Source organism: Nocardia sienata NBRC 100364 (assembly GCF_001613205.1).
GTDB lineage: Bacteria > Actinomycetota > Actinomycetes > Mycobacteriales > Mycobacteriaceae > Nocardia > Nocardia sienata.
The window spans coordinates 91,131-113,558 of the sequence record NZ_BDBX01000021.1 but is presented as its reverse complement, the minus strand read 5'-3'; the positions used below and the strand labels follow the sequence as shown (position 1 = coordinate 113,558).

Sequence of the window (22,428 nt, the reverse complement as noted above, 5' to 3'; positions counted from 1 at the left end):
CGCGGCGGGCGTCCCGCCAGTCGTTATACCACTCGGCCGGAGCGTATTGCATCATACACATTATATGTAGAGTGCAATCGCCGGGTGGGCGCGCGTCGGCCACCGTCAGCCGGCGGCCGCGGCCCGCCGGGACCGGCGTTCGACGAAGAACCGCGCGGCACGGGCCACCGAGTCCAGTACCGGTTCGGGTTTCCAGCCGAGTTCGCGTTCGGCCTTGCCGTGGTCCAGCCGGGACATGACGTGCATCAGATTCACCGAGGTCACCGTGAACCGGCTGTCCCGGCCGCGTGCCCGGGCCCCGGCCGAGGCGATACCGGCGGCCGGGTACAGCAGGGGCAGCGGGACTGCCGCCCGGGGTGGTTCCCGGTCCACCGCGTGGGCGGCGGCGGTGAGCAGTTCGGTATTGGTGAGGAAACGGTCGGAGACGATATAGCGCTCGCCCGGCAGTCCGGCCGCACCCGCCAGGATCAAGGCCCGGGCCGCGTCCTCGACGCCCACCGATTCCGACCCGGTACCGGCGAAGCGGAACGGGAGTCTGCCGAGTGCGGCGGCGGCCACGAAGGAACCGTGTGGTGTCGGTTGCCAGTCGCCGGGGCCGTAGGTGTTCGCGACGCACATCGCCACCGCGGGCAGTCCGCGTTCGGTGGCATAGCGCAGCACCAGGTTTTCCGCCTCGACCCGGGAGCGCACGTACGGACCGCCGAGGCGGGGCCAGTCGAAGGAGACCGTCTCGTCGGCGACGCCGCCCGACCGGCGTCCGATGGTGGCGGCGGAACTGGTGAAGACGAACCGCCGGGGTCCGGTGACGCAGGCGGCGTCGAGCACATGGCGCAGGCCGGCGATATTGGTCCGGAAGAGGGGTTCGGGATCGCGCAGCCATGCCCGGGTGTCCACCGCGCAGTGATAGATCTCGTCGCAGTCGCGCATGGCCGTGCGCAGCGCGTGATCGTCGAACAGCTCACCGTAGTGGATCTCCACCGGCAGGTCCGCGATGGCACGGAGATCGCTGGTACGGCGTACCAGGACGCGGACGGGCGCTCCTGTCGCGGCCAATTGGCGGGTCAGGTGCGAGCCGAGGAATCCCGAGGCTCCCACCACCAGTTTTGCCGGGTCCGCCATACCGGTGCGCCTCCTGATCGGTTCGTCGGTCGGTACGAGTTTCGCAGGGCCGGGCAATTCCTGTACACGAAACCGGTTCGAAGTCAGTACAAGAGTTCGGACAGGTGTCTGCTCTGCTGATCCGGGACTTTCCGAGCGCTGATCGACGGTCTCCGGGGGACGGCGCGCCGACCGCTGTTCATGTGTTCGACGCAGCGTCCGAATCGGGGGCGAGTACGGTTTTTCCCGGAACATCCGGTTCGGCGGCGTGGTCGCGGTGCGCGGAAGGACCGGGTAACGGCTGGTCCGCGTGATCCCGCGACCTCGGTGCCGGACGCACGTGCGATCTGAAAGGACTCGTCCATGGCGATCGACACCGGCGGGAAATCCGCGACGCGTAACAGCGGCGTGCCGGGCTCGAGCAGGCACAGACCGGTGGGCCGTGGCCTCGACTGGCTCGTCTTCGGCATCACCTCGGTCGGGTCCGTGGCCTTTGTGCTCTGGGGAATCCTCGACCAGGACAGTTTGGCCGGCTTCGCGTCGAACGCCCAGTCCTGGGTGATCACCAATACCGGCTGGCTGTTCGTTCTGGTGGCCACATCCTTCGTCGTCTACGTGATCTGGCTGGCGCTGAGCCGCTACGGCAAGATCCCGCTCGGCGCCGACGACGAAACGCCGGAGTTCCGCACCGTCTCCTGGATCGCCATGATGTTCAGCGCCGGTATGGGAATCGGCCTCATGTTCTGGGGTGTCGCCGAGCCGCTGACCCATTTCACCTCCCCGCCGCCGAATACCGCCGAGGCCGGTAGCCCGCCGGCCGCCGAGGTCGCGCTGGCGACCACACTGTTCCACTGGACGCTGCATCCGTGGGCCATCTACGCGGTCGCCGGTCTGGCCATCGCCTACGGCACGTTCCGGCGCGGCCGGTCGCAACTGTTCTCGTCGGTGTTCCGGCCCCTGCTCGGACGCCACGCCGAGGGTCTCGGCGGCAAGGCGATCGACGTGATGGCGATCTTCGCCACCCTGTTCGGTTCGGCGGCCTCGCTGGGCCTCGGCGCGTTGCAGATCGGGGCCGGGTTCGAGTTCAACGGCTGGGTGGACGCCGTCGGCAAGATCGGGCTGGTGGCGGTGATCACCGGGCTCACCATCGCGTTCGTCCTGTCCGCGGTCTCCGGTGTCGCGCGCGGTATCCAGTGGCTGTCGAATATCAACATGGTGCTCGCGGTGATCCTCGCCGCTTTTGTCTTCATCGCCGGGCCCACCCTGTTCATGCTGAATTTCCTGCCCACCGCCGTCGGCGACTACATCGCCGAGCTGCCGACCATGGCCTCGCGTACCGGTATCGCCGGTGGCGAGGAGATGGAGGCATGGCTGTCGAGCTGGACCATCTTCTACTGGGCGTGGTGGATCTCCTGGACCCCCTTCGTCGGGATGTTCATCGCCCGGATCAGCCGGGGACGCACCATCCGGCAGTTCGTCGCGGGCGTCCTGCTGGTGCCCAGCATGGTGAGCCTGGTCTGGTTCGCGATCTTCGGCGGCGCGGCCATCCGGCAGCAGACCGATACCCACGACCTCACCGAGGCCGACGGCAGCGTGAACCCCGATTTCGCGCTCTTCCACCTGCTCGGGGAGTATCCGCTGACCGCCATCACCACCGTGCTGGTGATGATCCTGGTGGGTATCTTCTTCGTCTCCGGGGCGGACGCGGCCTCGATCGTCATGGGCACCCTGTCGGAGCGGGGCAGTATCGAACCCTCCCGGCTCACCGTGATCTTCTGGGGTACCGCCACCGGTGCGGTCGCCGCGATCATGCTGGTGATCGCCGATTCGAGCGATCTCGGTGGCGCGTTGACCGGCTTGCAGGCCCTGACCACCGTGGTGTCCCTACCGTTCATGGTGGTGATGGTGCTGATGTGCGTCTCGCTCTATCGCGATGTCCGCAGCGATCCGCTCATCGTGCGCGCGAATCTGGGCGTCGAACTGGTGGAGGGTGCGGTGCTGCAGGGCGTGGCCAAGCACGAGGGCGAGTTCGAGCTCGTCACCTCGCCCATCGAGGTCGTGGCCGAGGAGCCGGGGGTGGAGAGCGACCGGTGACCCGATTGTGCCGCCCCGGCCCGCGCCGCGGACCGGGGGTCAGCGCAGGTTTCCGCGGAAGTCCAGGCAGGCCCGGCCGGGCACGGCCGGGCGGTGGGCGCGGGGCGCGCTGTTCTGAGTCGCCTCGATGTAGATACTCAGGCCGGTACTGAGCTTGCCGGCCAGGGCCTCGAGCTGATCGGGGGAGAGGGACTCGCCGAAAGCCGCCGCGGCGAGGAGTCGTTCCCGTACCTGTTCGAGGTTGAGCCGGGCGAACGGGATGGGGGCGAGTTCGGGCATGCGGGTAACCGTACCCGAATTCGAACATATTTTCGATAGGTGTGGCGACCCCTGCCACGGTCTATTGCCTGGTGGATTTCCGGGCCCGGTAACGCCTGCGCCGGGGCCCCGTGCCCCCGGGCAGGCGCACCGGCTCACCCGCCCGGCCGATCGCCCGATCGGTCGTGGCCCGCGGCCCGCGGGTCGGTGAACGCGCCACCGCGTGCGGCCAGTGCTGCGGCTGCCGCGGCACGGTTGGGCAGTTGTGTGTCGGGCGGGGTTCGCAGCAGCGTCAATTGGTGGTAGACCGGCGCCGTGGCAGCGATCAGGACGGCCCGCGCGTCGACGCCGGGAGCCAGTTCGCCACGGCGCACGGCTCGTTCGACCACGATCTCGGACTGGGCGTACCTGTTCTCCCACAACTGCCGCAGGGCGCGGGCGGCCTCCTCGGAACGGAACGACACCGCGATCAGCGCTGCCGCGATCGACGGCTCCTCGGTGAGTGAATCCTGGATCTCTTGATTGAGCGCGGCCAGATCCCCCTGTAGGGAGCCGGTGTCGCGGGGGTGCCAATCGATATCGGCGGCCGCGGCGAAGACGTCGGTGAGCAGGCCGCCGACGTCGCGCCAGCGGCGATAGACGGTGGTGCGGTGAACGCCCGCGCGGGCGGCGACGCTGTCCACCGTGAGTGCGTCATAACCGTGCTCGGTCAGTTCGGCGTGCACGGCGTCCAGGACCTGGGCGCGGATACGAGCGGTACGCCCGCCCGGGCGCACTGCCGGGCGCGGCGAGTCGTCGGCTGGGGGTGGGGGAGTCATATCGATCATCCGGTTGCTCTGGGAAGCGGGCTGTGGCACCATGCTAATGCAACATCCGTCGCACTAGTGAGGTCGCCGATGCTCATTCGAAGCGTTCATCCCGTCCTGCGGTCCCCCGGGGTCGCGTCGTACTCGAATGCTTCGGAGAGTGTCCATGCCCACGCAGATCACCGCGCTCGCGGTCACCAAGTCATTCCACGGCCGGCGCGTTCTCGATGAGGTGACATGCTCGCTCGCCGCGGGCGAGCGCACCGGCATCATCGGCGAGAACGGATCCGGTAAGTCCACTCTGCTGCGTCTGTTCGCCGGGCGGGAGCGGCCCGACGCCGGCGAGATCGTCGTGCAGGCCGGTGGCGGTGTCGGCTATCTCGCCCAGGACGAGCAGCTGCCGCCGGATATGACCGTCGGGCAGGTCGTCGACCGGGCCCTGAGCGAGCTGCGCGCGATCGAGGGTCGGATGCGTGCCCTGGAGGCCACCATGGCGTCCGGCGACGAGTCCGGATTCACCGAATACGGCGAACTGACGACCGTTTTCGAACTGCGCGGCGGCTACGACGCCGAGGCCCGGGTGGAGCGTGCCCTGCACGGTCTCGGGTTGGGCCTGGTTGCCCGCGACCGTGCAGTCGGCGGGCTCTCCGGCGGCGAACAGGTTCGGCTGCGCCTGGCGGCGGTACTGGCGGCCGGCTCGGAGGTGCTGTTGCTGGACGAGCCCACCAACCACCTCGACGACGATGCCCTGACCTGGTTGGAGGACCATCTGCGTACCCGTCGCGGCACCACGGTGACCGTCTCCCACGACCGGGTCTTCCTCGAGCGGGTCGCGACCTCCCTCCTGGAGGTCGACGCGGATCGGCGGCAGGTGGTCCGATACGGCAACGGCTACGCGGGCTTCCGCGCCGAGAAGGCCGCGGCGCGGCAGCGGTGGGTCCAGGCCCACGAACAATGGCAGACCGATATCCAGCGGCTGCGGGAAGCCGCCGCCACCACAGCCCGCCGGGTCGCCCCCGGCCGGGCGATGAAGGACAACAACAAGATGGCCTACGACCGGGCGGGCGGCCGGGTACAGCAGTCACTGGCCGGGCGGGTCCGCAATGCCGAGGAACGATTGCGCCGCCTGCTCGCCGACCCGGTGCCGCCGCCCCCGCAGCCGTTGCGCTTCACTCCCGCGCTGCGGTCCGGCGGTGCGCACGGTACCGCGCTCGACGCCACCGGGATCGCGGTCGCCGACCGGCTGGATCCGGTGAGCCTCACCCTCGCCGCCGGAGATCGCCTGTTGATCACCGGCCCGAACGGCGCGGGCAAGTCCACGCTGTTGCGGGTGCTGGCCGGGGCCCTCGCCCCGGACGCCGGCACCGTCGTTCGCGGCGGCCGGGTCGGCTATCTCGCGCAGGAGCCGCCGCCCGCCGAGGCAGGGGAAACGCTGCTGGCCGCCTTCGCGCGCGGCCGCGCCGGTGACATCGAGCGGCACGCCGAACGACTTCTGGCCCTGGGACTGTTCGACCGCGCCCAGCTCACGACCCGGGTCGCGGAAATGTCCACCGGGCAGCGGCAGCGACTCGCCCTGGCGCGACTGGTCGTGGAACCGTTCGACGCGCTGTTGCTCGACGAGCCCACCAATCACCTGTCACCCGGGCTGGTGGAGGAAATGGAAACCGCGCTGGCCGATTACCCGGGCGCGCTGGTGATCGTCAGCCACGACCGCCGGCTGCGCGCGCGTTGGCACGGTGATCGGCTCGCGTTGCGGGCGACAGTATCCGTCTGACCTCGCCGAAACCGGCACACCCACGTATCGAAGGAGTTCCGCTGTGCCCGCCGACCCCACAACACTTCCCACCGACCCCACCGTGCTGCACCCCATGCCCGGACAGCCGCGCGTGGTACTGCTCAAACCGCTGGTCACCTCACCGCTCATCGAAGCCGGGGAGTTCTCCTACTACGACGACCCTGACGACCCGACCGCGTTCGAAACCCGCAATGTGCTCTACCACTACGGGCCGGAGAAGCTGATCATCGGGAAGTTCTGCGCGCTGGCCACCGGCGTGCGGTTCATCATGAACAGCGCCAACCATCGGATGGACGGCCCGTCGACGTTTCCTTTTCCCACCATGGGCGGTGCGTGGGCGCACCACATCGATCTGCTGAGCGATCTCCCGAACCGGGGCGATACCGTCGTCGGCAACGACGTCTGGATCGGCAACGGCGTGACGGTCCTGCCCGGTGTGCGGATCGGCCACGGCGCGATCATCGGCACCGGCGCGGTGGTCACCGGCGATGTTCCCGACTACGGCATCGTCGGCGGTAATCCGGCCCGCCTCATCCGCACTCGCTACGCGGAGCCCGATATCGCCCGGCTGCTGGCAGTGGCCTGGTGGGACTGGCCCGTCGAACACATCACCCGGCATGTGCGCGCGATCATGGCGGGCAGCATCGCCGATCTCGAAGCCGCCGCCGCCGACTCGGAATGAGTGGGACCACTGTGCCTTCTCGCCCTGCCCATATCGCGATGGTCGGTATCCCGATCGTCAGTCACGTGCTGCCGAGCCTCGCGATCATCGGTGAACTGGTGGCCCGGGGCCATCACGTCACCTACGCCAACGATCCGGTGGTGGCCGATCTGATCACCGCCACCGGCGCCGAATTCGTCCCGTGCACATCCGGGTTACCGGTCGCCGAGAACAATTGGCCCGACGACCCGATCGCCGCGATGAACCTTTTCCTCGACGACGCCGTCGCGGCGCTTCCGCAGTTGTCCGCTGCCTACGGGGACGATCCGGCCGACCTGTACATGTACGACATCGGCGCGTACGCCGCACGCGCGCTCGCCGAAACGCAGGGCCGTCCCGTCCTGCAGTTGTCCCCGACATTCGTGGGCTGGGACGGGTACGAGCAGGACGTCGCGGCACACCTGCGGCAACTGCCGGGTGCCGACGCCCACCGGGAGCGATTCGCGCGATGGCTCGCCGATTGCGGTGCGGTGACCACCGATGTGGACGCCTTCTCCGGTGTACCCGAACGGGCCCTGGCCCTGATACCCCGGGCGATGCAACCGCATGCCGACCGGGTGGATGCCGAGAAGGTGACCTTCGTCGGTCCCTGTTTCGACCCGGACGGGTCCGGCGGCGGCTGGGTGCGCCCGGCCGCGGCGGAGAAGGTCCTGCTGATCTCGCTGGGTTCGGCCTACACCCACCGGCCCGAGTTCTACCGCCGCTGTCTGCGTGCCTTCGGCGACCTGCCCGGCTGGCATATCGTGCTGCAGATCGGAAAACACACCGACCCGGGAGAACTCGGTGAGATTCCGGCCGATGTCGAAGTGCGCTCCTGGGTCCCGCAGCGGGCGATCCTGGACCGGGCGGACGCGTTCCTCACCCATGCCGGGATGGGTGGTTGCGGCGAAGGGCTGCTGGCGGGTGTCCCGATGATCGCCGTACCGCAGGCCGCCGAACAGTTCCTCAATGCCGATCGCCTGGTGGAATTGGGTGTGGCCCGCCGAATCGACACCGACGACGCCACTCCCGAGAACCTGCGCGCGGCGCTGATCGACCTCGTCGGGGACGCCGGGGTGGCCGACCGGTCGGCGCGGCTGCGTGCCGAGGCGCGCAGCGAAGGCGGCACGATGCGGGCCGCCGATCTGATCGAGGCCCTGCTGGGCTGACCTCCGCCCGGCCGTCCGCGCCGAGCCGACCCCCGCATCCGGCCTTCGCGCTGCGTGGAGTCATGGGTGCAGTACGCCGAACGTGCCGCGGCCCGTACCGCCGAGGACCGGAAGCGGGTACCGCGCGGGTCCGAAAACTACAAGCGGACCCGGTCCGGGTATCGCGTGGGAGTCGTCCCGGGAGCGCCGCCGCCGACGCACTGGCCGAACGGCACCGCGCTTGGATCCGTGTACTTCGACTGCACGGTGGTGGTGCGTGTACGCCTCGGTCGTGGATATGTCGAGGACGCGCCGATGCATGCCGACTACTACGGAGTCGAACGCGGTCCGGCCGCGTGGCGGGGTGCGGTCATCGAGGCGAACCCGCGGGCGCCGGGCGTCGATCCGGACGAGACCACCCGGGGCCGAGCCGAACGCGGCGCGTCAGCCGATCACGGCGTTCATGATCGTGCCCGCGCTGGTCGCGATGACACCACCGATCATGGCACCGGCCACCATCTTCGGGGATTCCAGACCGCCGCCGGACCATTTCTCCCAGGCGAACTTGCCGCCGGCGTAGATGATCGCGCAGATTCCGGCGAGCAGCACGAACCAGGTGAGATACCTGACCAGTTGCAGGAATTTATCCGAGATGGGGGGTGCTTCGGGTGTGGGATTACCGATTTGCGCCAGCGTATCGGTCACGGCGGCCAGTATCATCTCGCAGCTCACTCTGGTTTCGGGGTGGGCGGGAACGCTAACGCATCGTAACCGCTCGCCGGGTGGTATGCAGTAATCCCAGGTCCGGGCAGGTGTTCGGGTCACCAGCGGTTATAGCGTGAAAGTGGCTGCGCGGCAAGAACTTGCGTCGCACCGGTATCGGTCTGGATGATGGAGGAAGGGCCGTGCGCCCCGGACGTTATCGGTGAGGGAGTAGACGGTGAGCAGCATCGCGGCGTCGGTTGTGGACGCAGTATCGGTATACGCGCAGGTCAGCGACCCCACCCCGGAACCGCCACCCCTGGCGGACAAAATCGATCAGTTCGTCCGGTACGGCACCTGGTTGGCCATCCTGTCGGGCACGGTCAGCATCATCTTCGCGGGTGCCAAGTTCGCCTGGGAGAAGTGGTCCGGTAGCGGTATGGAGTCCCCGAAGATGGTGGCCGGTGCCATGATCGGCGGTGTCGTCGCCACCAGCGCGGGCACCATCATGAACACGGTTCTCGCCATCTGAGCTCGGCCGCGCCGACCGCATCCGCTACGTTTCAGCTATCTCCGCGTATCCTGCTCGCAGTCCGTCGACAGCGATGAGCAGGGAGAGTGCGAATGCGCGAAGTGCCCGCCGCGACAACCGGAGACATGAGGCAGCCGGTGGCGGACCGGTTCCGCATGACCCGGCGGTCGATGCTGGGCCTCGTTGCTGTCACCGGTTTGGCGGCCTGTGGGGGTGAGGACTCCGGTACCGAGATTCCGCCGTCGGGCACCCCGGCCGCCCGGCGGGAGGTGGCGGCCGACGCCTATGTCTTCGGTTACTCGATGATCCTGCTCGATACGTTCCGCCGGCGGGCGCTGGACTACGGATCCACGAATCGGTTCCAGCACACCTCCGCGCTGCCTCCCGCGAGTCAGCGCACGGTGGTCCGGATCGACCTGGACAACCTGTATTCGGTGGCCTGGCTGGATCTCCGCAAGGAACCGGTGCTGTTCGAGGTGCCGGAGGTCCGGGATCGGTACTGGGTCATGCAGGTTCTCGACGCATGGACCAATACGGTGTCCACGCCGAGCAGTATGCGACCGGAGGCCGAGCCCGGCGCGGTGCCGCCCTATACCTACGCGGTCACGGGGCCGGGCTGGGCCGGGGAACTCCCGGCCGGTGTGGTGCATGTCTCGGTGCCGACCGCGGATGCCTGGCTCTACGGGCGGATCGAGGTACGCGGTAGCGAGGACGTTCCCGCTGTCCGCGCGCTGCAGGCCCAGCTCCGGCTGGCGCCACTGAGCGCCTGGGACACCCGGGCGGCCACGGAATCGGAGTCGATACCGGGTAACCAGGACTGGTCGGAACCGGTGGGCCGCGATTCGGTCGCCGCGATGTCGTCGCGCGAATACTTCGACCGGTTGTGCGAGTTGATGCAGGACAATCCGCCGGCGCCGGAGGACGAACCGGCGATGCGGCGGTTCGCCACCATCGGCATCCGCCCGGGCGGGTCCCCGGAAGGCGTGAGCACCGGCGAACTCGACGCGGGCGTCGACGCGGCGCAGAAGAAGATAACGGCCTACGTCGATCCGGCGTCCCGGTTGCGCGACGGGTGGGTTGTGGCCCTGAACGTCGGCCGGTACGGCACCAACTATCTGCTGCGGGCCACGACCGCCAGGAGGGGTATCGGCGCGAATATCGCCGAGGCCGCGCTCTATCCCGCACTGTTCGACGAGGCCGACGAGAACGGTGACCCGCGGGAGTTCACCCTGCGGTTCGAACCCGGTCAAACGCCCCCGGTGAAAGCGTTCTGGTCGATCACCGCCTACGGGGCCGATGCCTACCTGGTGCAGAATCCGGCGGACCTGCACACCATCGGGCATCCGGTGGCACCGCGGTACGCACCCGATGGTGCGCTGGAGTTCGCGGTGCAGGCCGCCGACCCCGGCCCCGGGGTGCCGCGGTCCAACTGGCTGCCGATTCCCGAACAGGGCCAGTTCTCCCTGATCATGCGGATGTATGAGCCGGAATCCCGGGTGCTGGAGGGCAACTGGTCGCCGCCGCCGCTGGTGCCCTAGTCTTCCGGCCGCCGCGCGATCAGATATTGGCCCCTTTGGTGCGATTACAGCCGCGGCACAGGATCTGCAGGTTGGCCGCGCTGGTGGCGCCACCGCGGCTGAGCGGGATCACGTGATCGAATTCCAGATAGTGGCTGTCCCCGCATTCCACGCAGCGTCCGCCGTCGCGCTGCCACACCTCGGCCTTCACCTCCTGCGGGATACTGCGTGAATCCCGTTGGCCCGGGGCCAGGACCAGTCGTTTCGCAATGCGCAGCGCGCCCTCCAGCGCGGCCGCGAGATACTCCGGGTCGGCGACGGCGAAGGTGGCACCGCCGCGCGCCGATGTCGCCGCGACCACCACGGCGTCGTATTCGGCGGCCACCGAGACGATCCGCGACCACGGCAGCTCGACGCCCGTCCCCGCGCCCACGAAACGCAGCTTCTTGGTGCTCACGATCAACCGGCCGTCGGTGTGCTTGGGTCCGCGGGCCAGCTCCCGGATATGGGTCGCGTCGATATCCAGGTAGACCAGTTCCTCGGCGTCCAGGTGCAGATCCGGGGCGGTGATCGCGGGCAGATCGCCCTCGCGCAACCGCGACAGGGCGCGTCCGCGTGCCATCCGCGACCGCAGCTCATCGATCAGGGGACCGCTCAGGCCGAGCTCGGTGACGGCGGATTCGACTTCGTCGTACTCCTCGGCGGTGATCTGCCCGTCGGCGAAGGCGAAGGCGACCCGGCGCTCCACATACTGCAGCGCCACGGGCTGCAACGCGGCGCGTGCCGCGGCCGCGTCGATGCGCTGATAGCGCAGGGAAGCCCACAGCGCCTCCCATTCCGGGCCGCGCGGCCCGGAGGAGGTGAGCAACCGGGCCGCCCGGGTGTGCCAGTGGATGAGGAATTCCTCGGTCTCGGTGGCACAGGACGAACACGGGTGATGTCCCCCGAAGACCCGGCGCCGCCGGCGCGCGCCGCAACGGTCGCAGTCGTGGGCGTGCGGTCGTGTGGCCGGACGCCGGTCGGTGGTCCAGCGTTCCCCGTCCCACCAGCGCAGGCGCGCCGGATCCTCGGGGTCGCGGTACCAGTCGGCGCGGTCGGGTTCGGGAGGCGGAGGCAGCCGCACCGGTTCGGTGGTGGCTCCCCGGCGCAGTGTGACCGTGCCGGGCAGTCGCCGGGTGGATTGCGGTTCGGTGAAACGGTCCCAGGGCGCGGCGGGAGCCGCGGGGGGTGGGTTCTCGTCGAGGCGGTAGTGGGCGTTGCCCGGATGTGTGCCGGGGGATGCGGTGCGGGAGCCGTTCGCGGTGGCACCGGCCGGGTCCGGGCCACGGTGGGGGTTCGCCCGGTCACCGGCGCGGGGTGGGTCGTCGGCCGCGACGCCGGTGCGGCGACGCCCGGGTTCGGCGGGGCGGTCGAGAACCGCGGTACTGCGGTCCCCGGCCGGGGACGCGGCCGGTCGCAGTAGTTCCGTGGGGTCCTCGGCGACCGTCCGGGCCGGGCTTACGCCGCGGGGCGCCGGCGGGGTGGGCTGTCGTGCCGCGGGACCTTCGTCGACCTGGATGCCGAACTCGGTGATCAGGCCGGCCATCCCGGCAGCCCAGCCCTGTCCGACCGCCCGGAACCGCCAGCCGTCGTCCCGGCGGTAGAACTCGCCGAACATCATGGCCGACACCGATTCCGAATCGTCGACGGTGAACACCGCGACCGGGCCGTCGACCGCGAAAACCGTGAGCGTGACCTCGCCGAGGTCGGTGAAGGTCCCCTCCTCGAGCGAGCCCGACACCACGATGCGATCCACCTCGGACTCGGTGCGCGGTAGCGAAACGCTCAGCCGCGCCGTGCCCGGATCGGGGTCCTGGTCGAGGGTGACGGCCTGGGAGATGTGGCGGGGCGCGTTGTAGAAGACCAGATCCCGGTCACCGCGCACCGCACCGTCGCTGCCCAGCAGCAGGGCGTGCGCGTCCACCGTATGGTCCGACTGCCAGGAAATCACCACGGCCAGAAGCGATGTCGGTATCGGCGTATTGGCGCCCTTGCTCAGTTCCATCGTCGTCGAACTATGCCATGTGCTGCCGACACGCCCGCAGGTGCGCAGGTCGTAGCGGTTTTCGAGATCGATGCGGCAGAGTTGTCGCATGACCGATCCGGGGCAGCCGGGGGACAAGAGGCCGGGCGCCCGGCGGGTTCCCACACCCGCCGATGTGCTCGCCGCCGCGCAGACCGCGGTGGATGCCGCGCAGTCCGCGGCCGGGCAGGCCTTGGAGGCCGCCCAGCTGACCGCCGGTCAGGCCTTCGACGCCGCGGTACGGCTGCCACCGGCCTCGGCGCAGCTCGCGGCGCAACTGCCCGATGTGCTGGAGAACCTGTCCAATGCCATCGACCGGCTCAATGCCACGATCGACCGGCTCGACCGCACCCTGGCTCTCGCCGACCCCGCGTTCGCCGCCTACGACCGGCTGCTGCCGCGGCTGGAGGCGATGATCGCGCTGGGGGAGGATCTGTTCGGCGCGCTGGCCCGGTTGCCCGGTGTCGGTCGGCTCGGCCGGATGGCCGGTTTCACCGCGGCCGAATCTCCGGAGCCGGAACCCGAACCGAAGAAGCGGTCCCGGCGCCGGCCCTGAGCGCTCAGGCCGAGTCGAGCGCCCGGCCGTTGTAAGGAGTGTCGTGAGCGGTGCGATCATGGACGGGACGTACCTGTATCCCGGCGTCGTCGAAGGTGATCTGCGCGTTCTTGTTCGCACTGAGCAGGATCAGCACCAGCTGGTCGGCGATCCGTTCGGCGGCCTCCCCGCTGGGGTACCGTCCCAGGACCCGGACACTGGGTCCGACGGTGCCGCTGCCCCGGTCGTAGTCCCATTGCCCGCTGCCGGTCGCCACCGCCAGCCGGGCGACGACCTCGACGGCGCCCGGCCCGTCGTGTGGGCCGCGTTCACGCACCGATTCCGTGCCGATCTCGATGATCTGGTCGGCCCGAAGCCAGTCCCCACCATGTGTTCTCACCCAGAGCTGTGCCATCGCTCCATTGTCGCGCTGTTCGCCGGATCGGGGCGCTCGTTTCCGATGGCCCGCAATACTTCTCGGCCGGCCGCGGCACTCATCCGGCCGCGGTGACCTCGGTGGCCTGCGCGTCGGCGGCGACCGGACCGGTGGCCAGGGCCCGGTACACCGCCGCGGCCTTCAGCAGCATCTCGTCGTATTCCGCCTCGGCCACCGAGTCCAGCACGATGGCTCCACCGGCACCGATCTGCCAGGTCCCCGCGTAGCGCACCGCGGTGCGGATGACGATATTGAGGTCGGCCGTGCCGCCCAGCCCCAGGAACCCGATCGTCCCCGAATACACCCCGCGCGCCCGGGTTTCGAGGGAGTCGATGATCTGCATGGTGCGGATCTTGGGCGCCCCCGTCATGGAACCCCCCGGGAAGCAGGCGCGCAGGCAGTCGATGACCCCGGTATCGGCCCGCAGGGTGCCGCGTACGGTCGAAACGAGCTGGTGCAGAGTCGAGTAGGTCTCGGTGGCCAGCAGTTCGCGAACCCGCACACTGCCGATCTCGCAGACCCGCCCCAGATCGTTGCGCAGCAGGTCCACGATCATCACGTTCTCGGCCCGGGTCTTCGGGTCCTCGGTCAGCGCGCGGCGCAGTTGGTCGTCCACGATCGGGTCGGGGTCGCGGCGGGCGGTGCCCTTGATCGGTTTCGTCTCGACCGTCCGATCACGGTCGATCTTCAGGAAGCGCTCGGGTGAGGAGCAGGCGATCTCCAGATCGCCGAAACGCAGGTAGGCGGAATAGGGCGCGGGATTGGCCCGGCGCAGCGTGCGGTAGACGGCCAGTCCGCCGGAAGCAGCGGGAAAGACGAGCTGGTCGGTCAGCGTGATCTCGTACGATTCGCCGGCCCGCAGCGCGGCCCCGCAGTCGGCGATATCGCGCAGGTAGCGCGCCCGGCCGCGGACCAGATGTTTCGCGAGGCCGGCGGTATCGCCCGCCGTGGTGATCGGGGGCGGGTTCGACCAGACCGGCAGTGTCTCCAGGATCGCCGCGGTGGTGCGCAGCCAGGTCTGGGCCGCGGCGCGGCCGGGATCGTCGGCCAGCGCGAGCAGATACGTGCGGCCGGCGAGATGGTCGACGACCACCACCCGGTCGGCGAAGATCCACTGGGCGTCGGGCGCCGGGGCGCGGTGCGCGGCGGACCCGCCGCAATCGGCCTTGACCTCGTAACCCAGGTACCCGACATAGCCCCCCGCGAAATCGAACGGGAAGTCCTCCGGCAGCGGGACCGATCTGGTCCGCAGCGCTTCGGCCAGATAGTCCAGGATGGTGCCCCGTTCCTCGCGGACGCCGCCGTCGGCTGTGCGCACGGTGACCGTACCGCCGCCGACCCGGTAGCCGATCACTTCGGCCAGAGGGCCGGAGGCGTCGCCGAGGAACGAGAAGCGGTCCAACCCCGGTTCCACGTGCTCGCTGTCGAGCCAGAAGGCGGCGGACGAGGTGCCGTACAGCCGCAGGAAGGCCGCCTCGGTATCGACGGCCCGCTCGAGTACGCGGTGCTGGAGGATCACGGAGAAAGACATCGTGGCCCGAACCCTACGCCGCGGGCGGGTATCGAACTGTTGTCGGTTGCCCGCAGTTCATCCGGGCGGGTGGGGCACAATGTCAGGCATGTCTGTTGCGCAGCCGGTAGGCGTGGATCGTGAGCACGTCGACTTCACCGTGGTCGGGAACTGGATGGACGAGCGGGGGCTCACCGGCGGTGAGTTCCAGGAGGTGAAGGCGCTCGGCGGCGGCACGCAGAACATCATGCTGCGTTTCACCCGGGGCGGTCGCGACTACGTCCTGCGCCGCGGTCCGGCGCATCTGCGCCCGAAGAGCAACGAGGTGATCCGCCGGGAGGCGCGGCTGCTGGGCGCGCTGGCCGATACCGATGTCCGCGCCCCGCGGGTGATCGCCGCCGAACCCGACGAATCGGTGCTGGGCGCGGTCTTCTACCTGATGGAGCCGATCGAGGGCTTCAACCCGCAGACCGAGTTGCCCGCCCCCTTCGCCGAGGACCCCGAGGCCCGTCGGCAGATGGGCCTGTCGGCGGTGGAGGCCATTGCCCGGCTCGGTGCGCTGGACTACCGGGCGCTGGGCCTGGACGACTACGGCAAACCCGAAGGGTTCCTGGAACGGCAGGTCGGCCGCTGGACCCACGAACTGGAGTCGTACTCGGCGAACGAGGGATACCCCGGCCCGCAGATCCCGGGTCTGGACGCGGTCGCGGACTGGCTGGAACGCCACCGTCCGGCCGAATGGACCCCCGGCATCCTGCACGGCGACTGCCATCTGGCGAACATCATGTTCTCCTATGAGCGGCCCGAGGTCGCGGCCCTGGTCGACTGGGAGATGTCCACCATCGGCGATCCGCTGCTGGATCTCGGCTGGCAGATCGCGACCCGGCCCGAACCGGGCACCTCCGGGGCGGCGTTGATCGGCAAGCTCGGCGAGGCCGGTTCGCTGCCGACGAGCGCGGAGATGGTCGAGCACTACGGCAAGTTCTCCGACCGGGACCTGAGTGCGGTCACCTGGTACACGGTGCTGGCCTGCTTCAAACTCGGCATCGTGCTCGAGGGCACCTACGCGCGGTCCTTCGCGGGCAAGGCGCCCAAGCGGGTCGGTGAGTTCCTGCACGCGAACACGCTCGAACTCTTCGCGCGGGCACGCGGAATCATGGAGTGAGAACAGGTTTCATAAATACGGCGTGTTCGGCGTGCGCTGTCGCTTCCTCCGGACTGGGCCGAGCAGTATCGCGGCAGGGCCGTCGGTAGGCTGCGGCCCGCGGGTATCAGCGGTGGAAGCGGACGATTCGGTTGTTGTTCGGCAGGCGGCCGGCGGTGGGTGTCCACCGCCGGCCGCGGTGCAATGGTCGCTCGACCAGTTCTGTCGGGAAAATCTTCGCCAAACCACTAGAACGTGTTCCAGTTCGTATCGTAGTGTGGAGGCCGTCACATGAAAGCCCGCGCATGCGAGAGGTCGGACACGAATGAAGACGAAGGGCGCGATCCTGTGGGGGATCGACGAACCGTGGTCGGTCGAGGAAATCGAACTCGGTGACCCCCGCGCCGGTGAGGTGCAGATCCAGCTGGAAACCGCCGGAATGTGCCATTCGGACCATCACATGGTCACCGGTGCCACCCCGATGCCGTCGTTCCCGGCCATGGGCGGCCACGAAGGCGCGGGCGTCATCACCAAACTGGGCCCCGGCACCCCGCCCGACCTCGCCGTCGGCGATCACGTGGTGCTGTCGTTCATCCCCGCCTGTGGCCGCTGTCCGGCGTGCGTATCGGGGAACATGGCCCTCTGTGATCTCGGGATGGGCCTGCTGTCCGGGCAGTCCATCAGCGACGGCAGCTACCGCATCCAGGCCCGCGGCAAGGATGTCATCCCGATGTGCCTGCTCGGCACGTTCTCGCCGTATATGACGGTGCACTACAGCTCGGTGGTCAAGATCGACCCCGAGATCCCGTTCGAGGTCGCCTGCCTGGTCGGCTGCGGTGTGCCCACCGGATTCGGCTCCTCCACCCATGTCGCCAATGTGATGCCCGGCGATACCGCGGCCATCGTCGGCATCGGCGGCGTCGGGATGAGCGCGCTGCAGGGCGCGGTGCTCTCCGGGGCGCAGAAGGTCGTCGCCATCGACCCGAACCCGTGGAAACTGGAACAGGCCAAGAAGTTCGGCGCCACCCACACCTACGCCAGCATGGCCGAGGCGATCATGCCGCTCATGGAGGCGACCGAGGGCCGAATGGCCGACAAGGTCATTCTCACCATGGGTGAGATGCAGGGCGAGTACATCGAAGAGGGTCTGATCCTCACCGCGAAGGCGGGCACCCTGGTCGTCACCTCCATGGGCCGGATGGACGCCGCCGACGTGAAGATGAACAACTTCCTGCTCTGCATGCTCCAGAAGACGGTCAAGGGCTGCATCTTCGGTGGCGGCAACGCCCGTCAGGACATTCCCCGTCTGCTGTCCATGTACAAGGCCGGCCAGCTGAACCTGGACGATATGGTCACCCGCAGCTACTCCCTGGAAGACGTGAACCAGGGCTACAAGGACATGCTGGACGGCAAGAACATCCGCGGCATCATCAAGTACACCGACGCCGACCGCTGATCGGCGAGCGTACCCGCGCGTTCCCGGGTGGGCCGACCCCTCACCGGCCCACCCGGTGCTCGCCCGCTGCGGCGCTCTGATTTCCGCACCTGATTTCCTCGTTCCCGGGCGCCGCGGCGGCCGGGGACGAGCCGATCCGCGCGACCCGCAAGGGCGTACGAGCTGGTGATCTGCTCCGCCGCAGCGCATTTGCGGCGCCCGGACCGACCGTCGGCGCGCGGCGGCATCCCCCTGCTCTCCGGTAACTGTTCGGCCGGGTTCCACGGCTCCGGTTCCGTCTCGTAACCTCGGGGTGTGCGCGCACTCGAGCAGATCCAGGAATGGCCGGTCAGGCATGCCGCGGCGGGTGTGATCACCCGAGACGGGCGCTGGTCGGCCGGTGAAACCGACCGGGTCTACCGCCTGGCGTCGGTCACCAAACCCCTGGCCGCCTACGCGGCGCTGGTCGCAGTGGAGGAGGGGGCGATCGAGCTCGATCAGCCCGCCGGGCCGCCCGGTGCGACCGTCCGGCATCTGCTGGCCCATACCTCCGGCGTGGCCTTCGACACCACCGATATCCTGGCTCGGCCCGGCGCCAAGCGGATCTATTCCAGCGCCGGTTTCGAACTGCTGGCCGATGCGGTCACCGAACACACCGGTATCCCTTTTCCGGAGTACTTGCGCGAGGGCGTCTTCGAACCGCTGGGCATGGTCGATTCGGAATTGACGGGTTCGGCCGGGCACGGCGCGAATTCCACCCTCGCCGACCTGTTGCTTTTCGCCGCCGAACTTCTCGAACCGCGCCTGATCTCGGCGCGGACCCTCGCCGAGGCCACCAGCGTCCAGTTCCCGGGCAGCGACGGTGTCCTGCCGGGCTTCGGCTCGCAGCGGCCCAATGATTGGGGCCTGGGCTTCGAGATCAAAGACGGGAAGTCGCCGCACTGGACCGGGTCGACGAATTCCCCCGAGACCTTCGGTCATTTCGGGCAGTCCGGGACGTTCCTGTGGGTCGATCCGCGCCCCGGCGTGGCGTGTGTGGCCTTGAGCGACGAGAATTTCGGCGACTGGTCGCGCGAAGTATGGCCTCCGTTCAGTGATTCGGTCATCGCGCAGGCAACACTCGCGCGCAACACGGAAGTGAAGTAACACGTGTAACACCGGGCACTCGAGTACACTCGGGCAACGCCTTTTCGACGGACCGTTGGGGAAGACGAGCATCGTCGAAACCGGAGGTGTACGTGGTGCGCGGATCGTCCCGATACGCGGAGACAACGGCGGGTGTGGTGTACATCCACTCGTCGCCCGCCGCGCTGTGCCCGCATATCGAATGGGCGCTCGCGGCCGCTCTCGGCGCTCCGGCCTCGCTGCGCTGGACGGCGCAGCCGGCCGCCCCCGGCCAGCTCCGGGCGACGATCGAATGGTTCGGCCCGGCCGGTACCGCCTCCCGTATCGCCCAGTCGCTGCGTTCCTGGCCGGTCCTGCGTTTCGAGGTGACCGAGGATCCCAGCGAGGGGGTCGATGGGGAGCGGTACAGTTTCGTGCCGTCGCTGGGCCTGTGGCACGGCTCCACCAGCGCCAACGGGGATGTGATGGTGGGGGAGATGCGCCTGCGGGTCCTGTTGCAGGCTGATCGTGAACTGGGCCGGTTCGGCGGGTTCGATCTGGCCGGCGAACTGGATCGGGCGCTGGGGACGGCCTGGGACGAGGATCTGGAGGTCTACCGGACCGGCAGCGAGGGCGCCGAGATCACCTGGCTGCGCCGCGACGTCGGCTGAGAGCCCGGAAAATCGCCCATCCCGGCCGGGGACCGATACCGGCGACGGCGGTGCCCGGTCCGGCGCACCGAGCTTGTCGTACCGCGCCGGCGATCCGAGTGGCGAACCGGCAGGCCACGGTGGCTCCGGCGCGGGTCTCCACAAACTCGGCGGGCTCGGTCACGGTTTTCGCTGCGGGCTTCGATGCCGGTCGGTACCATGTTGCCGAGTGTTCGCCCTTCCCCGGGAGAGGGTGCGATCACGGTGAATCTCTGCCAGCGGATCGCAATCGCTTCGACCGAGGGAGCGCATGAGCCGGGAGGTCGTCCGATGTACCGTGGCGGCAGTCCCGGGCGCGTGTCGAATCGACTACCGAGCCCTGCTGCGGCGATCACCGGCAGTCGTCGTCATCAACCTGTGTCCGGCGGTATGAGGAACAACGACACCTGCCTTGCCAGCGTGTCCCGCGCCGGCCGGTCCTGAGTCCAGGTCGGCAACCCCCGCGTCACATTTCGTTTGTCACTGTTGAAACACCTGGAGTCTTCCTGTGCCCATGTCTCAGCCGCTGGAAACGCCTCTGTCTTCCTATGACGGCCGCCCGATCGCACCCAATTCGGTGATCGATGGTGATGAGCCGCGAGTAGCCATATACACCAAGGAATTCGCCGCGGACCCCCAGCGCGTATACCGGGAGCTGAGAGCCCGCTACGGATCGCTGGTTCCCGTGGAGATCGCACCGGGTGTTCCGGCCACTCTCGTGGTCGATTACGAGACCGCGAAGCGAATACTGCACGACCCGGAGCACTTCCCGGCGGACCCTCGGGCCTGGGAGGCGAATGTGCCGCTCGACTGTCCCGTGCGGCCGATGTTGCAGTGGCGGCCGAATGCCTTGCGTAACACCGGAGCGGCTCATGCTCGGCTGCGCTCGGCCAACACATTCGCCATCAACGGGATCGACCTGCACGCCACCCAGGCGTTGGTCGAAAAGATCGCGGTGCCACTGATCAACGGCTTCTGCGCCGCCGGACACGCCGATCTGCTCGCTCAGTTCGTGCACCCTCTCGTCTTCGAGGTCCTCAACACTCTGGTCGGCTGCTCGCCCGATATCGGGGCGCGTGTCGCGCAGGGTATGGCCAGCATCTTCGATACCTCCGCAGGTGCCGAAGAGGGCAACGCGATATTGGAATCGGCGCTGTACGAGCAGACCATGTACAGGATCGCCGAGCCCGGCAACGACATCACCACTCGAATGATCAGGCACAGCGCGGAATTGACCCAGGAGGAGGTGATCCACCAACTGGTTGTCATCTACGGGGCGGGGATCGAACCGACGGTCAACCTCATCTTGAATACCCTGCGACTCATGCTGACCGATGACCGGTTCGGCGGCGAAATGATCAGCGGCAGTCTCTCGACCGCCGACGCGCTGGATGAGTTGCTGTTCACTGATCCGCCGCTGGCGAACTTCTGTTTCAGCTATCCGCGGCAGCCGATTCTCATCGACGGCGTGTGGCTACCCGCGCATCAGCCTGTGCTGATCAGCATGTCCGCGTGCAACAACGATTCCGCGGTGCATTCCGGAGATTTCACTGCGAATCGGTCCCATCTCGCCTGGGGCGCCGGCCCCCACACCTGCCCGGCGAAGGATCTTTCCTCTACCATCGCTCGCGCGGCGATAGATCAGCTGCTCGATGCGCTGCCCGAGATGGAATTGGCGGTCCCCGTCGAAGATCTGCAGTGGCGGCCCGGGCCCTATCATCGCTCGCTGGCCTGCTTGCCCGTTGTATTCGTCCCGATCCCGCCGATTGCCGTGTGAGGGTACGCCTACGATAGATCCGGTCCATCGCACGGTGGACCGGCCTAAGCGGCCCGCCCGGGTGCACCGGCCCGCTGCCCGCCCATACTTCGCGGCCCACTCGGTCCGGTTCGACTCCGGCGGGCCGAGGTGGTGCGGGGCGGGCGCGTCGGCACCTCGGTTCGGGCATGTTGTCGAGCTGCTGTCTTCTGGCTAGTCGACGGTTCGGTGGGCGGATGTGATGCGCAGAGATTTCGCCACTGGTCGCGCCGTAAAGGTTTGCCGAAGGCGCCGAACACCACCGGGCGAGGGCCTGGAAGTCCAACGTGCCGACAGCGAGAGTGCCGACGTCACCTGGCTGCGTCGGGTCGTCGGCCGAGCCGATCGCGTGTCCGAGCCATACAGGTTATGGACATTTCGTTACATAATGCGTTAGGGTCGGCGCATGGCCAGGCCTCGCAGCTTCGAACACGAGAAGGTGCTCGCGGCCGCCACGAGTCAGTTCCAGCGCGCCGGCCTGCATGCCACCAGTGCGGAGGATCTCTGCCGGGCGACGGGGCTGGGGCGCAGCAGTCTGTACAACACCTTCGGCAGCAAGGATGAACTCTTCGCGCAGTGTCTCGATGCCTATCTGGAGAGCACACTGGCGCGCGCGGAGGAGATCATCGGTGATAGTTCGCTCGGCACCGTTGAACGTATCGAGGTGCTGTTGCGCCGGGTCGTGGCCGAGGAGGTCGAACGGGCCGGGTCCGGGGCGCCGCGGGGTTGTCTGGCGGTGAACACGGTGGCCGAACTGGCCGACGATCCCGAGCACGTCAAGAACGTCGAGCGGATCGGCCGGGATACCACCGCCCGGCTGGAACTGCTGAGCGCCGTCCTGCGGGCGGGTCAGGCCGCCGGGGAGGTCACCGGAAGTGTTTCCGCCGAAGGGCTTGCCGCGTTCGTGAACTCGGCGATCGCCGGTCTGCGTATCTCCTCGCAGGGCCGGGTCGCGGCCCCGTGGTCCGGGGAGATCATCACGGCCACCCTGCGGGCGTTGCGGCCGGATCCGGGGAACGACTGAACCGCTGATGAGCCGATCGCCGCCGTTTTCGTGTCCACATTTTG

General features: G+C 68.5%; 20 protein-coding genes. 13 read left to right on the top strand and 7 right to left on the bottom strand.

Features of this window, described 5'->3' with window-relative positions; genetic code table 11:
* Positions 1-105: 105 nt before the first annotated feature.
* The gene (locus NS4_RS13530; RefSeq protein ID WP_063059976.1) at positions 106-1,119 is read right to left on the bottom strand and encodes an NAD-dependent epimerase/dehydratase family protein; all 1,014 of its coding nucleotides are present in this window, start codon (positions 1,117-1,119) and stop codon (positions 106-108) included.
* 342 nt (positions 1,120-1,461) lie between these two features.
* On the opposite strand from NS4_RS13530, the gene NS4_RS13525 reads away from it, so the two are divergent.
* Positions 1,462-3,192: a BCCT family transporter gene (locus NS4_RS13525; protein WP_084487191.1), complete on the top strand. Its 1,731-nt coding sequence runs from the start codon at positions 1,462-1,464 to the stop codon at positions 3,190-3,192.
* Between the two features lie 39 nt (positions 3,193-3,231).
* Here the strand turns inward: NS4_RS13525 and NS4_RS13520 are convergent, their stop codons facing one another.
* Together NS4_RS13520 and NS4_RS13515 are read right to left on the bottom strand one after the other, a co-directional pair.
* Positions 3,232-3,471: a DUF6374 family protein gene (locus NS4_RS13520; protein WP_063059864.1), complete on the bottom strand. Its 240-nt coding sequence runs from the start codon at positions 3,469-3,471 to the stop codon at positions 3,232-3,234.
* A 134-nt stretch (positions 3,472-3,605) separates the two neighbouring features.
* The gene (locus NS4_RS13515) at positions 3,606-4,310 is read right to left on the bottom strand and encodes a TetR/AcrR family transcriptional regulator (protein ID WP_245665361.1); all 705 of its coding nucleotides are present in this window, start codon (positions 4,308-4,310) and stop codon (positions 3,606-3,608) included.
* A gap of 112 nt (positions 4,311-4,422) precedes the next feature.
* Here NS4_RS13515 and abc-f point away from each other — a divergent pair, with 112 nt between their 5' ends.
* The 3 genes from abc-f (at position 4,423) to NS4_RS13500 (ending at position 7,920) form a co-directional block, all read left to right on the top strand.
* Entirely contained in the window at positions 4,423-6,030 is a 1,608-nt protein-coding gene (gene abc-f, locus NS4_RS13510) for a ribosomal protection-like ABC-F family protein (RefSeq protein ID WP_174552091.1), read from the top strand.
* Between the two features lie 94 nt (positions 6,031-6,124).
* Positions 6,125-6,733: a CatB-related O-acetyltransferase gene (locus tag NS4_RS13505; protein WP_063059973.1), complete on the top strand. Its 609-nt coding sequence runs from the start codon at positions 6,125-6,127 to the stop codon at positions 6,731-6,733.
* The gene (locus tag NS4_RS13500) at positions 6,730-7,920 is read left to right on the top strand and encodes a macrolide family glycosyltransferase (RefSeq protein ID WP_439955783.1); all 1,191 of its coding nucleotides are present in this window, start codon (positions 6,730-6,732) and stop codon (positions 7,918-7,920) included. The genes NS4_RS13505 and NS4_RS13500 overlap by 4 nt, the downstream gene beginning before the upstream one ends.
* 423 nt (positions 7,921-8,343) lie before the next feature.
* Here NS4_RS13500 and NS4_RS13495 read toward each other — a convergent pair whose 3' ends face one another.
* Positions 8,344-8,619: a hypothetical protein gene (locus tag NS4_RS13495; RefSeq protein ID WP_030524066.1), complete on the bottom strand. Its 276-nt coding sequence runs from the start codon at positions 8,617-8,619 to the stop codon at positions 8,344-8,346.
* Between the two features lie 220 nt (positions 8,620-8,839).
* Here NS4_RS13495 and NS4_RS13490 point away from each other — a divergent pair, with 220 nt between their 5' ends.
* The gene (locus NS4_RS13490; protein WP_039823503.1) at positions 8,840-9,133 is read left to right on the top strand and encodes a hypothetical protein; all 294 of its coding nucleotides are present in this window, start codon (positions 8,840-8,842) and stop codon (positions 9,131-9,133) included.
* Between the two features lie 92 nt (positions 9,134-9,225).
* The gene (locus tag NS4_RS13485) at positions 9,226-10,671 is read left to right on the top strand and encodes a DUF1254 domain-containing protein (RefSeq protein ID WP_245665358.1); all 1,446 of its coding nucleotides are present in this window, start codon (positions 9,226-9,228) and stop codon (positions 10,669-10,671) included.
* A gap of 19 nt (positions 10,672-10,690) precedes the next feature.
* Here NS4_RS13485 and NS4_RS13480 read toward each other — a convergent pair whose 3' ends face one another.
* Positions 10,691-12,694, bottom strand: a complete 2,004-nt coding sequence (locus NS4_RS13480; RefSeq protein ID WP_063059971.1) for a TerD family protein — start codon at positions 12,692-12,694, stop codon at positions 10,691-10,693.
* 88 nt (positions 12,695-12,782) lie between these two features.
* On the opposite strand from NS4_RS13480, the gene NS4_RS13475 reads away from it, so the two are divergent.
* The gene (locus NS4_RS13475; protein ID WP_063059861.1) at positions 12,783-13,268 is read left to right on the top strand and encodes a hypothetical protein; all 486 of its coding nucleotides are present in this window, start codon (positions 12,783-12,785) and stop codon (positions 13,266-13,268) included.
* Positions 13,269-13,272: 4 nt separating this feature from the next.
* Here NS4_RS13475 and NS4_RS13470 read toward each other — a convergent pair whose 3' ends face one another.
* Positions 13,273-13,662 (bottom strand): hypothetical protein, encoded by a 390-nt coding sequence (locus NS4_RS13470; protein WP_063059860.1) that lies wholly within the window; start codon positions 13,660-13,662, stop codon positions 13,273-13,275.
* Positions 13,663-13,741: 79 nt separating this feature from the next.
* The gene (pabB, locus tag NS4_RS13465; protein ID WP_084487189.1) at positions 13,742-15,214 is read right to left on the bottom strand and encodes an aminodeoxychorismate synthase component I; all 1,473 of its coding nucleotides are present in this window, start codon (positions 15,212-15,214) and stop codon (positions 13,742-13,744) included.
* A gap of 79 nt (positions 15,215-15,293) precedes the next feature.
* On the opposite strand from pabB, the gene NS4_RS13460 reads away from it, so the two are divergent.
* From NS4_RS13460 to NS4_RS13430, 6 genes are all read left to right on the top strand, one after another.
* Positions 15,294-16,358, top strand: a complete 1,065-nt coding sequence (locus tag NS4_RS13460) for a phosphotransferase family protein (RefSeq protein ID WP_084487188.1) — start codon at positions 15,294-15,296, stop codon at positions 16,356-16,358.
* A gap of 304 nt (positions 16,359-16,662) precedes the next feature.
* Positions 16,663-17,793, top strand: coding sequence for an NDMA-dependent alcohol dehydrogenase (locus NS4_RS13455; protein WP_039823507.1), 1,131 nt, complete (start codon positions 16,663-16,665; stop codon positions 17,791-17,793).
* Between the two features lie 294 nt (positions 17,794-18,087).
* Complete coding sequence (locus NS4_RS13450; RefSeq protein WP_063059858.1) at positions 18,088-18,918, top strand: serine hydrolase domain-containing protein; 831 nt, start codon at positions 18,088-18,090, stop codon at positions 18,916-18,918.
* A gap of 95 nt (positions 18,919-19,013) precedes the next feature.
* A complete protein-coding gene (locus NS4_RS13445; RefSeq protein WP_063059970.1) occupies positions 19,014-19,547 on the top strand; it encodes a DUF3145 domain-containing protein in 534 nt (177 codons plus the stop codon).
* A 532-nt stretch (positions 19,548-20,079) separates the two neighbouring features.
* The gene (locus NS4_RS13435; protein ID WP_063059856.1) at positions 20,080-21,342 is read left to right on the top strand and encodes a cytochrome P450; all 1,263 of its coding nucleotides are present in this window, start codon (positions 20,080-20,082) and stop codon (positions 21,340-21,342) included.
* Between the two features lie 424 nt (positions 21,343-21,766).
* On the top strand, positions 21,767-22,384 hold the full coding sequence (locus tag NS4_RS13430; RefSeq protein ID WP_063059855.1) for a TetR/AcrR family transcriptional regulator: 618 nt from the start codon (positions 21,767-21,769) through the stop codon (positions 22,382-22,384).
* Positions 22,385-22,428: the final 44 nt, after the last annotated feature.